General features: G+C 56.5%; 10 protein-coding genes. 6 read left to right on the forward strand and 4 right to left on the reverse strand.

Annotated features, from left to right (window positions below):
- The first annotated feature begins 68 nt into the window (after positions 1-68).
- A complete protein-coding gene (mrcA, locus tag LAC65_RS14850; RefSeq protein WP_039380941.1) occupies positions 69-2,618 on the forward strand; it encodes a peptidoglycan glycosyltransferase/peptidoglycan DD-transpeptidase MrcA in 2,550 nt (849 codons plus the stop codon).
- 30 nt (positions 2,619-2,648) lie between these two features.
- Here mrcA and nudE read toward each other — a convergent pair whose 3' ends face one another.
- Entirely contained in the window at positions 2,649-3,215 is a 567-nt protein-coding gene (gene nudE / locus LAC65_RS14855; RefSeq protein WP_039380943.1) for an ADP compounds hydrolase NudE, read from the reverse strand.
- Between the two features lie 388 nt (positions 3,216-3,603).
- Between nudE and LAC65_RS14860 the strand changes: the two genes are divergently transcribed.
- The 4 genes from LAC65_RS14860 to pckA all read left to right on the forward strand — a co-directional run bounded on the left by LAC65_RS14860 (position 3,604) and on the right by pckA (position 9,264).
- Positions 3,604-5,739, forward strand: a complete 2,136-nt coding sequence (locus LAC65_RS14860) for an intracellular growth attenuator family protein (protein ID WP_039380945.1) — start codon at positions 3,604-3,606, stop codon at positions 5,737-5,739.
- A gap of 337 nt (positions 5,740-6,076) precedes the next feature.
- Positions 6,077-6,478, forward strand: coding sequence for a ribosome-associated heat shock protein Hsp15 (hslR, locus tag LAC65_RS14865; RefSeq protein WP_039380949.1), 402 nt, complete (start codon positions 6,077-6,079; stop codon positions 6,476-6,478).
- A 25-nt stretch (positions 6,479-6,503) separates the two neighbouring features.
- A complete protein-coding gene (gene hslO / locus LAC65_RS14870; protein WP_039380951.1) occupies positions 6,504-7,376 on the forward strand; it encodes an Hsp33 family molecular chaperone HslO in 873 nt (290 codons plus the stop codon).
- 268 nt (positions 7,377-7,644) lie between these two features.
- Positions 7,645-9,264, forward strand: a complete 1,620-nt coding sequence (pckA, locus tag LAC65_RS14875) for a phosphoenolpyruvate carboxykinase (ATP) (RefSeq protein WP_039380954.1) — start codon at positions 7,645-7,647, stop codon at positions 9,262-9,264.
- A 55-nt stretch (positions 9,265-9,319) separates the two neighbouring features.
- Here pckA and envZ read toward each other — a convergent pair whose 3' ends face one another.
- Complete coding sequence (envZ, locus tag LAC65_RS14880; protein ID WP_039380956.1) at positions 9,320-10,678, reverse strand: two-component system sensor histidine kinase EnvZ; 1,359 nt, start codon at positions 10,676-10,678, stop codon at positions 9,320-9,322.
- Positions 10,675-11,394: an osmolarity response regulator transcription factor OmpR gene (ompR, locus tag LAC65_RS14885; protein WP_001157751.1), complete on the reverse strand. Its 720-nt coding sequence runs from the start codon at positions 11,392-11,394 to the stop codon at positions 10,675-10,677. The genes envZ and ompR overlap by 4 nt, the downstream gene beginning before the upstream one ends.
- A 498-nt stretch (positions 11,395-11,892) precedes the next feature.
- Here ompR and yjbE point away from each other — a divergent pair, with 498 nt between their 5' ends.
- On the forward strand, positions 11,893-12,138 hold the full coding sequence (yjbE, locus tag LAC65_RS14890; RefSeq protein ID WP_039380960.1) for an exopolysaccharide production protein YjbE: 246 nt from the start codon (positions 11,893-11,895) through the stop codon (positions 12,136-12,138).
- A 53-nt stretch (positions 12,139-12,191) separates the two neighbouring features.
- Here yjbE and greB read toward each other — a convergent pair whose 3' ends face one another.
- Complete coding sequence (gene greB, locus LAC65_RS14895) at positions 12,192-12,677, reverse strand: transcription elongation factor GreB (protein WP_039380962.1); 486 nt, start codon at positions 12,675-12,677, stop codon at positions 12,192-12,194.
- Between the last annotated feature and the right edge of the window lie 51 nt (positions 12,678-12,728).

Genomic DNA, 12,728 nt, shown 5'->3' on the forward strand with positions numbered 1-12,728 from the left:
GGCTTGCCTTTATACTACCGCGCGATTGTTTATAAACTGCCCAAACGCCAACAGATGGGAATTCTCAGGTGAAGTTCGTAAAGTATTTATTGATTCTTGCAGTGTGTTGCATTTTGCTGGGAGCCGGTACGGTTTATGGCTTGTACAAGTATATAGAGCCGCAGCTGCCCGATGTGAACACATTGAAAGATGTGCGTTTGCAGACGCCGATGCAGGTTTACAGCGCCGATGGCGAGCTGATCGCCCAGTATGGTGAAAAACGCCGCGTACCGCTGACGCTGAAGCAGATGCCGCCAGAGCTGATCAAAGCATTTATCGCGACCGAAGATAGCCGCTTTTATGAGCATCACGGCGTCGATCCGGTGGGGATTTTCCGTGCCGCCAGCATCGCGCTGATGTCAGGCCATGCGTCGCAGGGTGCCAGTACGATTACTCAGCAGCTGGCGCGTAACTTCTTTCTGAGCCCTGAACGTACGCTGATGCGTAAAATCAAGGAAGCGTTCCTGGCCATCCGCATTGAGCAGCTGCTGAGCAAAGATGAGATCCTTGAGCTTTACCTCAATAAAATCTATCTCGGCTATCGCGCGTATGGCGTTGGCGCGGCGGCGCAGGTCTATTTCGGTAAAACGGTCGATCAGCTGTCGCTGAGTGAAATGGCGATGATCGCTGGCCTGCCGAAAGCGCCCTCAACCTTCAACCCGCTCTATTCGCACAGCCGGGCACTGGCGCGTCGTAATGTGGTGCTGGCGCGCATGCTGGATCAGAACGACATCACACAGCAGCAGTATGAAGAGGCCCGTAATACGCCGCTGACCGCCAGCTATCACGGTCCTGAGATCGCCTTTTCTGCCCCTTATCTCAGTGAAATGGTGCGTCAGGAGATGGTGAAACGTTACGGCGATCGCGCCTATGACGACGGCTACAAGGTGTATACCACCGTAACCCGTCGCCTGCAGGAGGCGGCGCAGCAGGCGGTGCGTAATAACGTTATGGCTTATGATATGCGCCACGGCTATCGCGGCCCGACCGCCGTGTTATGGAAAGTGGGCGAGACCAGCTGGGATCAGCCGCGTATTCTTAAAACGCTGAAAACACTGCCCGCCTACGGACCGCTGAATGCCGCAGTGGTGACCAGCGCCAGCGCTCAGGAGGCCACGGCCTTACTGAAAGATGGCAGCACGGTCGCGCTGAAACTCTCCGGCGTGCGCTGGGCGCGCCCTTATAAATCAGACACGCTGCAGGGCCCGACGCCGCGCAGTATCACGCAGGTGCTGCAGGCTGGTCAGCAGATCTGGGTACGTAAAGTGGGCGATGAGTGGTGGCTGGGTCAGGTACCGCTGGTGAACTCTGCGCTGGTGTCGCTGAATCCGGAAGATGGCGCAGTGCGCGCGCTGGTGGGCGGATTCGATTTCAATCAGAGCATGTTTAACCGTGCCACCCAGGCGCTGCGCCAGGTGGGATCGAACATCAAGCCTTTCCTCTATACCGCCGCTATGGATCGTGGTCTGACGCTGGCTTCTATCCTCAACGATGTGCCGATTTCCCGCTGGGACGCCGGCGCAGGCGCAGACTGGCGGCCTAAAAACTCGCCGCCAACCTATGCTGGTCCTATCCGTTTACGGCAGGGGCTGGGAGAGTCTAAAAACGTGGTGATGGTACGCGCCATGCGCGCGATGGGCGTCGATTATGCTGCGGAATATCTGCAGCGCTTTGGCTTCCCGGCGCAAAATATTATTCATACCGAGTCGCTGGCGCTGGGTGCGGCTTCATTCACCCCACTGCAAGTGGCGCGTGGCTATGCGGTCATGGCAAACGGCGGTTTCCTGGTTGACCCCTATTTCATCACCCGCATTGAGGATGAGCAGGGAGGCGTGATTTTTGAAACAAAGCCTAAGATTGCCTGTCCGCAGTGTAATCTGCCGGTGATCTATGGTGATACGAAGAAGTCAGTTGCCCTGAATGAAGAGAGCGTGGAGAACGTCGCCACCTCTGATGAGTCGAAGAATCAGACGGTGCCACAGCCAGCGCTGGAGCAGGTTCCGGCACAGCCGCAGCCAGCAGGCGATCAGCAGTATGCGCCGCACGTGATTAATACCCCGCTCTCTTTCCTGATCAAAAGCGCGCTTAACTCCAATATCTTTGGCGAGCCGGGCTGGATGGGTACCGGCTGGCGTGCCGGACGCGATCTGAAGCGAAATGATATTGGCGGAAAAACCGGTACGACAAACAGCTCTAAAGATGCCTGGTTCTCCGGCTATGGCCCGGGTGTGGTGACGTCGGTCTGGATTGGCTTTGATGATTCACGCGCGCTGGGACGTTCAACCGTATCAGGTGCGATTCCGGATCAGATTTCCGGTTACGAGGGCGGAGCCAAGAGCGCGCAGCCGGCGTGGGATGACTATATGAAATCTGCGCTGGAGGGCGTACCGGTGCAGCCGCTGACGCCGCCGGAAGGCGTGGTCACCGTGACTATTGACCGGGCAACCGGCAAACTGGCTAACGGTGGTGGCAATACGCGTCAGGAGTATTTCATCGACGGCACGCAGCCGGTGGAATATAGCGTGCACGACGTCGGCACAACCATTATGGACAATGGCGAAAGCCACGAACTGTTCTGATAAACAGGCGCCTGCGGGCGCCTTTTTTATTCAGTAATCAAGCCGGCCCTGTTTTACCAGCCATTCGCGCACCAGAAACAGCGCACTGACGTTACGCGCTTCGCTGAAGTCGGGTTCTTCCAGCAGCGCCAGCAGGTTCTTCAGCGGCCAGCGCCGTACCACCAGCGGCTCCGGCTCATCCCCTTCCAGCTTCTCTTCATAGAGCCCTTCAGCCACCACGATATTCATTTTGCTGGAGAAGTAAGAGGGTGCCATGGTGAGCTTGCCAAGGGCTTCAAGACGGGTCGCGCCGTAGCCAGCCTCTTCTTTGAGTTCCCGGTCGGCCGCTTCAAAGGCGCTTTCGCCCGGATCGATTAGCCCTTTTGGAAAACCAAGCTCATAGCTTTCCAGCCCCACCCCATATTCCTGAATCAGGATAACGTCGTCGCCGAGAATCGGCACAATCATTACCGCTTCGCGTTCAGAAGGCTTCATGCGCTCATAAACACGGCGTGCACCATTGCTGAAAGCGAGATCGACGGCTTCAATGGTAAACAGGCGGGAGCGGGCCACCGCTTCTACCTTGAGGATGTCAGGTTTTTTCAATGGAGTGGTCATATCAGCCTCAGACGTTGCACAACCTTGTGAAATGCGATAGCGCCAGCATACCGAAGGCCGCGCAAATGTGCGACAGGCAACGCAGGCTAAGCCGCTGCCGGATTGCGCGGCCCGCCGTATGGCGCGCTATGCGCTCGCTCGCTTTAAGCATAAGTCAACGCCTCAGCGCGAAATTCAGAAAATACCGATATTTAATTGAGTATTGCCTGGTTAACATCCTATCAGGGATTAATCTAATAATTTATAATCCGATGATTTAGCGCATTATTTTATCTGTGTTTCTTCTTGTCAGAACCTCTTCTGCTCGCCAGAATTGACACATCTTACGATTTTCGCCGGGAGTAGAACGTTAACGTGAAGGCATTTCGTTGGCTGGAATGAGCTGAGCATGAGCACTTTTATTGTCATCCTGACAGTGATGCTGATCGGCTCATCATTAGCAGGTATCACTTACTGGTACGCTATGCGGCATTGTCCGCCGTTAGCGCGACCTCTGCCGTTTATCAGTCCGCCCTGCCGCAAACTCTCTGATGATGAGCGCATCGCAGTAGAAAAGTATCTGGCTGCGCTGGCAAAACGTCAGCCGCCGCGCACCCGCGCCCGCTTTGCTACGGAAGCGGAAGCGCTGACGCTGACGGCTCAGAGCAATCATGTCTACCCGGTTACCCGTTCCATCACCCGCTACGGTCTCTCAACCGACGATCCGCATAAATGGCGCTACTACCTGGATGAAGTGGAAGTGCATCTGCCACCGCTCTGGGAACAGTATATTGCCGATGAAAATTACGTTGAGCTGATCCGCACGCAGACGCTGCCGCTGGTCATCTCTCTGAATGGTCACTCGCTGGTTAACTACGCCATTGAGCAACCCGCCCTGCCGCCGCTGATCCAGCCTGCCAGTACCAACGCCTCTATCCGTAAAGCAGAGAGTGAAAACGTTGAGTTACTGCGGGTGCGCAAAGAGTCGCACGAGGAGTACCAGCTTTCGCGGCCTGACGGTACGCGTGAAGCGGTCGTTATCAGCTGCGCTTTTTTGCTGTTTTTTCTCGGTCTGGTGCTGCCGGGCAATCTCCTGCTCTGGCTGGTGGTGCCTGGCTGCGTAATGATCGCCGTCAGCCTCTGGTTCCTCTGTCGTTTTCCCGGTGAGAAAAGACTGCGTGATATTCACTGCCTGCGCGGTGCGCCGAAACGCTGGGGCCTGTTTGGTGAATCGAACCAGGAGCAGAGCAACATTTCGCTGGGCATTATCGATCTCATCTACCCGCCGCACTGGCAGCCTTATATCGCTCACGATCTGGGACAGATCACCGAAGTGGATATCTATCTGAACCGCCAGGTTGTGCGTCAGGGGCGTTTTTTGTCGCTGCAGGATGAAGTCAGGAATTTCCCGGTCCAGCGGTGGCGCAAGAATCTGGTACTGGCCTGCGGTTCACTGCTGGTACTGGCAATGCTGCTGACCTGGATCCCGCTCAGTATGCCGCTCAAGCTGAGCCTGGCCTGGGTCAAAGGCACGGAAAGTCTTGAGGTCGACAGCGTGGATAAGCTCTCTGCCCTGCCGCTGCACGTCGGCGATGTGCTCAGGGTGACGGGAACCGGTATGTGCTCGGTGCCAGGCAATTACCAGAGCAATCGCACCTACGCTTACATGCCTTTTGACTGCTCTGCTATCTACTGGAACAAAGCTGCTCCGCTGCCTCAGCCGCAGTCTGACATTATTGACAAGGCCGCTGCGCTGCTGGATACCACCCTGCGCCAGCTGCATCCGGAAACCAGTACCGATCCCAAGCTTAATCCGCAGCTCGCCTCAGCAATTCAGAAGTCAGGCATGATTTTGCTGGATGATTTTTCCGAGCTGGTGCTAAGGACGCAGGATCTCTGCAGCCAGCAGCAGGATTGCGTCCGGCTGAAAAATGCGCTGGTTAACCTGGGCAATGCAAAAGACTGGGATTCGCTGATCCACCGCGCGGACACCGGCAAACTCAGCGGCATGAATGTGCTGTTAAGGCCTGTCAGTGCCGAGGCGCTGGAGAATCTGGTGAATACCGCGACGTCGACCTTCTTTTCCCGTGAAACCCGTCGTGCGGCGGAAACGCTTAACAGCCCGCCGCCGGGCGGCTTTCTTATCATCAGCGATGAAGGCCGGCAGCTGGTGACGCAGCCGCAGCCTGCCGTCTCCCTGTTTGATCTGGACGCGCCTTCACAGTGGCGCGAGCTGCAGCGTATCGCGGGCATGCTGCTGCATACGCCGTTCAGCGCCAGCGGCATCATTACCAGTATGAGTACCGACGCTAACGGGACACGCCATATCATGCTGCATAACGAACCGGATGCCATGGCGCAATGGCGCTACATCGGCAGCGTTGTGCTGATGCTGATACTGCTGATTTCCGCGCTGGTGAACGGGTTACTGACGCTGCGTCGCATCCATCGTAACCGGCTGCGCATGGCTGAAATTCAGCAATATTACGATAAATGCTTTAACCACAATCTCAGCACTATGCAGAGTGTGCGCTCGCTGTTCTGACCCTCCGCCCTTCTGTGCTACCCTGACGCGCATTTTTTTGCGACGGCTGTCGGGGCCGGCATTTACGCTAAACTGATAGGGTGCGGCATCGCGTCGCACCTTGATTTATCACTTTCTGCCCATATCTCCGGGTATCTGCAGCTTTTCCTCTGCGAAGTTCGCGTCAGAGCCGGTTGCATATAGCGCGACGCGGTGATGAGAGCCCGGCCAGCGTCTGGTGCAGAGGCCCGGACGTCAGCCGCTTCCGACGCCGACTGGCCGCCACCCTTTTTCAGCGCCGCCCTGCCGGACCCGTTTACCGGTAAAGGTGAAACGCTGCGTTAAAGCAGGAGCCACAATGAAAGAGAAAATCAGCGACGGCGTACGCCTTGATAAATGGCTGTGGGCCGCGCGCTTCTATAAAACCCGCGCGCTGGCACGTGAAATGATCGAAGGCGGCAAGGTTCACTATAACGGTCAGCGCAGCAAACCCAGCAAGCTGGTTGAATCTGGCGCGGAGTTAACGCTGCGACAGGGAAACGATGAGCGGACGGTGATCGTTAACGCCATCAGCGATCAGCGCCGCCCCGCCAGCGAAGCGCAACTGATGTATAGCGAAACCGCCGCCAGCGTGGAAAAACGGGAAAAAACGGCGCTGGCGCGCAAGCTCAACGCGCTGACTATGCCACATCCGGATCGCCGGCCTGATAAAAAAGAGCGCCGCGATCTGATGAAATTTAAACTGTCGGGTGATGAATAGTTTCCACCCCTGCGAGAGAAAACTTATGTCTGTTCAAGATCAATTACACCGTTACCTGTTCGAAAACGTTGCCGTGCGCGGCGAGCTGGTCAATGTCTCCCACACCTGGCAGGACATTATCCGCAATCATGACTACGCAGAGCCGGTAAAAACGCTGCTGGGCGAGCTGCTGGTTGCGACCAGTCTGCTGACCGCCACGCTGAAATTTGACGGTGATATCACGGTGCAGCTGCAGGGTGACGGTCCGCTGACGCTGGCAGTGATCAACGGTAATAACCGTCAGGAGCTGCGTGGCGTGGCGCGCGTGAAAGAAGGTGCAGAGATTGCGCCCGGCAGCACGCTGAAAGAGATGACAGGTAACGGCTATCTGGTTATCACCATTACACCAGAAAAAGGCGAACGTTATCAGGGCGTGGTAGGTCTGGAAGCGGATACGCTGGCAGGCTGTCTGGAAGACTACTTCATGCGTTCTGAGCAGCTGCCTACCCGCCTGTTTATCCGTACTACTGAGCAGGGCGCAGCCGGTATTTTACTGCAGGTGCTGCCCGCGCAGGAGACCAGTCAGGATGATTTCAATCATCTGGCCATGCTGACGGAGACGGTGAAAGCGGAAGAGCTGATCACGCTGCCGGCAAACGATGTGCTGTGGCGTCTCTACCATCAGGAAGAAGCTACCGTTTACGATCCGCTGCCCGTTATGTTTAAGTGCACCTGCTCGCGCCAGCGCTGCGGTGAAGTGCTTAAAACGCTGCCAGAGAGCGAAGTGGATGAGATCCTCGAAGAAGATGGCAAAATCGATATGCACTGCGACTATTGCGGCACGCACTATGTTTATGACGCGGTCGATATTGCTGCCATCCGGAACGAATCTGTCAGCGACAGCGACCAGCTGCACTGATTCCGCTGCGGGCGGCCACGCCGCCCGTTTCGCGTAAAACTATACCCCCATGTTTTTTCACGGAAATTAACTAATTTTCACTAACTTTACTTTTATAAGTAGCCGATTTCTCCGCTTGTCACGTTCCAGTTCGCATTTTTAACTATCTTCACTTTCCGCTTCTGCTCAGATGTGTACACTGCGCGCGATCTGTCCTGCGCAACCGAGTGCGCCACGCGGCAGACACCCCCTAAAAATGCAATGAAGTACCGATTTAAGGAGCAGTCACATGCGCGTTAACGGCCTGACATCGCAAGACCTCGCCGACCTGGGCATCAGCGGCACTACCGAAGTGGTGTATAACCCTGACTATGACACGCTGTTTCAGGAAGAAACCCGCCCGGAGCTGGAGGGTTATGCGCGAGGCACCCTGACGCAGAGCGGCGCAATCGCCGTGGATACCGGCATTTTTACCGGCCGCTCACCGAAAGATAAATATATTGTCCGCGATGACACGACGCGCGATACGCTGTGGTGGAATGGCACCGGCAACGGTAAAAACGATAATCAGCCGCTTTCGCAGGAGACCTGGCAGGCGCTGAAGGATCGCTGTACCCAGCAGCTTTCAGGCAAACGCCTGTTTGTGGTGGATGCCTTTTGCGGTGCCAATCCTGACTCCCGCCTGAGCGTACGCTTTGTGATGGAAGTGGCCTGGCAGGCACACTTTGTGAAAAACATGTTTATCCGCCCGAGCGATGAAGAGCTGGCCAGCTTCACGCCTGATTTTGTGGTGATGAACGCGGCGCAGTGTACCAATCCGGACTGGCAGGCGCAGGGGCTGAACTCAGAAAATTTTGTTGCATTTAACCTGACAGAACGCATGCAGCTGATTGGCGGTACCTGGTACGGCGGCGAAATGAAGAAGGGCCTCTTCGCCATCATGAACTATCTGCTGCCGCTGAAAGGCATCGCCTCCATGCACTGCTCCGCAAATGTGGGTAAAGCGGGCGACGTGGCCGTGTTCTTTGGCCTCTCCGGCACCGGTAAGACCACGCTCTCCACCGATCCTGAGCGGCAGCTGATTGGCGATGATGAGCACGGCTGGGATGACGACGGCGTCTTCAATTTTGAAGGCGGCTGCTATGCAAAAACCATCAACCTGTCTGAACAGGCAGAGCCGGAAATCTATCGCGCTATCCGCCGCGATGCGCTGCTGGAAAATGTGGTGGTGCGTGCCGACGGCAGCGTGGATTACGCCGATGGCAGCAAAACAGAAAACACCCGCGTCTCCTATCCGATCAATCACATTGAAAACATTGTGCAGCCGGTTTCCAAAGCGGGTCATGCGAAAAAGGTCATTTTCCTTACGGCTGATGCGTTTGGCGTGCTGCCGCCGGTTTCGCGGCTGACGCCAGAGCAGACGCAGTATCACTTCCTTTCCGGCTTCACAGCCAAACTGGCCGGCACTGAACGCGGCGTCACGCAGCCAACGCCAACCTTCTCTGCCTGCTTTGGCGCCGCATTTCTGACCCTGCATCCGACGCAATATGCTGAAGTGCTGGTTAAGCGCATGGAAGCGGCGGGCGCGCAGGCTTATCTGGTTAACACCGGCTGGAACGGCAGCGGCAAGCGCAACTCACTGAAAGATACCCGGGCGATTATCAACGCGATTCTGGCAGGCGAGCTGGATAACGCCGCGACCGTGACCCTGCCGGTGTTCAATCTGCAGATCCCGACGCAGCTGGCCGGGGTGGACGCCGCCACGCTGGATCCGCGCCGCAGCTGGCAGAGCGAAGCGGAGTGGCAGCAGGCCGCGCAGGATCTGGCACAGCGTTTTATTACTAACTTTGAGAAGTATACCGACAACGACGCGGGTAAAGCGCTGGTACAGGCGGGTCCACAGCTGTAAGCACGGCTGAACCACTGCAGCGGGCGGCATCACTGCCGCCCTTTTTTCTGTCTGCTCAGGTGCTGTGCGCGACGCTGGCCAGCGCGGTGCTGTTTTCCGGCATCGGCAGCCAGGCGCGGATACGTAATCCGCCGCGCTCGCTGGCACCAATCTCCAGCGATCCTTCATGCGCATCGATTATGCGCTGCACAATCGCCAGCCCCAGCCCGGTGCCGCTGGTACTGCGGGCGCTGTCGCCGCGCACAAACGGCTGAAACAGATGCTGCAGCTGATCGGGTTTAATACCGGGACCATCATCATCAACCTGGAACCAGGCGCGGTTAAGCTCCTGGCCGCTGCTGACTTTGATCCAGCCGTTACCATAACGCGCAGCATTTACCACCAGATTTGCCACCGCGCGTTTAATCGAGAGCGGATTGATATTCAGCATCAGCTCATCGGTCATCACCGCATTCTCAATCTCGCGTTCATAGCCGCTCTCGGCCGCGACCACTTCTCCCAGCACGCTATTGAGATCGGCCCGCTCGGTCTGCATCTCCTGACCCGTACGCAGATAATCGATGAACTGCTCAATGATAGCGTTGCACTCTTCGATATCTTTATTAATTGACTCCGCCAGATAGCCATCCTGCTCACCCATCATCTCGGTCGCCAGACGGATGCGCGTCAGCGGCGTGCGCAGATCGTGACTGACGCCCGCCATCAGCAGGGTGCGATCGTCAGCCAGCTGCTTGACGCCAGCCGCCATCTGATTGAAGGCGCGCGTCACCGAACGCACTTCAGAGGCTCCGTATTCACGCAGCGGCGGCGGAATAATGCCTTTGCCCACCTGCAGTGCCGCGTGCTCCAGATCCACCAGCGGCCGGTTTTGCATCCGGATAAACAGCCAGGCTCCGCCAATCGCCAGCAGCATAATCGCCAGCGTGTAGCGGAACAGCGGCGAGAAGTCACCCTGATGAATTTCCGTCAGCGGCACCCGCACCCAGATATCGGGCGAAAGCCAGGTTTTCAGCCAGACAACCGGCGAGTTTTTATTGACCTCGACGCGCACATCGGTCGGGCCGCCCAGCTGCTGCGCCATCTGCTCACTCAGAAACTCATAGTGCTGCGCCCAGCGCAGCCCGCTCTCTTCTGCCGCCGCGTTGGTATAAAGCGAAATCCCCAGCTCGCGGTAAATTTCGCGCCGGAAGGCGGGTGGCACTTCCAGCTGTGTCCCATCTTCCAGCTGCAGCCGATCGGTCATCAGCATACGCACTTCGTAGGCCAGCACCTTATTAAACTGCTGCAGGCTGGGAAGAATAGCGAAGTTCAGCACCACCAGATACGTCGTTACCAGGCTGACAAACAGCAGGGTAACGATCAGCAGCAGGGTGCGGGCAAAGGAGCTGCGGGGCGAGAAGCGCAGTCGCCTCATGCTTTACTGCCGTCCGGCACAAAAACGTAGCCCAGACCCCAGACGGTCTGGATATAGCGCGGATGCGCGGGATCTTCTTCCACCATGCGGCGCAGGCGCGAAATCTGCACGTCGATTGAGCGTTCCATGGCGCTGTATTCACGTCCGCGCGCCAGGTTCATCAGCTTGTCACGCGAAAGCGGCTCACGCGGATGACTTACCAGCGCTTTCAGCACGGCAAATTCACCGCTGGTGAGCGGCATAGGCTCATCTTCACGGAACATTTCACGCGTGCCGAGGTTCAGTTTGAATTTGCCGAAGGCGATAACCGCCTCTTCCTGTGAAGGCGCACCCGGCAGCTCGTTGGCCTGACGACGCAGCACCGCGCGGATCCGCGCCAGCAGTTCACGCGGGTTAAACGGTTTGGGAATATAGTCATCCGCCCCGATTTCCAGCCCGACAATGCGGTCAACCTCTTCACCCTTAGCTGTCACCATGATAATCGGCATCGGGTTACTCTGGCTGCGCAGACGGCGACAGATAGAGAGGCCATCTTCGCCTGGCAGCATTAAATCCAGCACCATCAGATGAAACGATTCACGCGTCAGCAGGCGATCCATCTGTTCAGCATTAGCGACACTGCGCACCTGAAAGCCCTGTTCGGTGAGATAGCGTTCCAGCAGCGCGCGCAGACGCATATCGTCATCAACGACCAGAATTTTGTAGTTCTCTTGCATGTTCAACTCCCAAAGGCGCCATTGCCTGAAGCAATATTGTGAGGATAAGGGACCTGTCTGTGACAGATATTTATGGTTTATATTCTAAGCGAAATTGTTACAAAGCATATTAAACAGGAGCTTATATTTAATTTCTTGCCTGAAATGCGGCTCCGCTCCCGCTTTTGCCACCCGATTTTACCCTGATTAGCGCTTGTCTGAAAAAACGGCACTTTTTCTCACTGCGCGTGGCTCGACCGCACTTTTCCCGCTCTGCCAGAGCCTGCCCTGCGCTTTCACATCAATTCAGCGGGATAGCAGACCGCCGGCAGCACAAAACTGCGCAGATTCTGGTTAGCGCCTCATAACGCTCTCGGAAGAGTGTCAGCGGCGGCACAATCCAAGACCATTTATAAATAAAGACAGTTAAATCAGCGAGTAAACACCACTTTCGCCCGGCCCGATGATCTCCGACACTTCTGCTGTATCGACCCGATCGGTGTCATGTGGAGAAGAAAAATGAAAAAAGTTGTTCTGCTGAGCGCGCTGGTTCTCTCCAGCCTTACCCAGGTTCAGGCGGCAACGTCAGTCGGTGAAGCCGCCGGTGCGCAGGCGTCAACGACAGCAAAAGGCAACTCGGATGCAATTGGCGTGGGCGCAGTAGCAGCACTGCTGGGCGTGGCGCTGGCTACCATGGGCGGTGGCGGTGGCGATGGCAATGGCAGCAGCACCTCAACCACTACCGCAACGGTGCCGGGCAAGTAAGCGCTATACCGGGACTGCGCTGCCTGTGGCTCACCACGCGCAGTGCAGTTCACTTACGCCTTGTCGTGATAGGTAATCTGATTCACAAACCAGATCTTTTGTCCTTCAGGCGTGTTAACGGTGACCTCATCATCGACCTCTTTTTTGATCAGCGCCCGCGCCATAGGTGAATCGATCGAGATGTACTCTTTCACATTATCGCCATAGATTTCATCTGGTCCGACGATGCGAAAACGCTTTTGTTCCCCCTGCTCATTCTCCACTTCTACCCACGCGCCGAAAAAGACTTTGCCCTCCTGCTGCGGGGCGTAATCAACAATTTTCAGCTCAGCGAGGCATTTGCGCAGGTAGCGTACCCGCCGGTCAATCTGCCGCAGCAGCCGTTTATTGTAGGTATAGTCCGCGTTTTCTGACCGATCGCCGAGGCTGGCGGCCCAGGAGACGATACGGGTGATCTCCGGACGCTTCTCATTCCACAGATGATCGTGCTCGGCGCGCAGCTTGTTGTAGCCTTCGCGGGTAATCAGTTGAGTTTTCATTACATCGGCTCATTTATGTCAGTTTTGCAGGTCGCCAGCTGCGTACAATAA

Origin of the sequence: Pantoea eucrina (assembly GCF_020079945.1) — a bacterium.
GTDB lineage: Bacteria > Pseudomonadota > Gammaproteobacteria > Enterobacterales > Enterobacteriaceae > Pantoea > Pantoea eucrina.

Coding starts and splice junctions, on each gene's coding strand:
- ompR (WP_001157751.1), bottom strand. CDS start 11,394: ATGCAAGAGAACTACAAAATTCTGGTCGTTGATGACGATATGCGTCTG.
- greB (WP_039380962.1), bottom strand. CDS start 12,677: ATGAAAACTCAACTGATTACCCGCGAAGGCTACAACAAGCTGCGCGCC.
- envZ (WP_039380956.1), bottom strand. CDS start 10,678: ATGAGGCGACTGCGCTTCTCGCCCCGCAGCTCCTTTGCCCGCACCCTG.
- LAC65_RS14860 (WP_039380945.1), top strand. CDS start 3,604: ATGAGCACTTTTATTGTCATCCTGACAGTGATGCTGATCGGCTCATCA.
- pckA (WP_039380954.1), top strand. CDS start 7,645: ATGCGCGTTAACGGCCTGACATCGCAAGACCTCGCCGACCTGGGCATC.
- yjbE (WP_039380960.1), top strand. CDS start 11,893: ATGAAAAAAGTTGTTCTGCTGAGCGCGCTGGTTCTCTCCAGCCTTACC.
- hslR (WP_039380949.1), top strand. CDS start 6,077: ATGAAAGAGAAAATCAGCGACGGCGTACGCCTTGATAAATGGCTGTGG.
- hslO (WP_039380951.1), top strand. CDS start 6,504: ATGTCTGTTCAAGATCAATTACACCGTTACCTGTTCGAAAACGTTGCC.
- nudE (WP_039380943.1), bottom strand. CDS start 3,215: ATGACCACTCCATTGAAAAAACCTGACATCCTCAAGGTAGAAGCGGTG.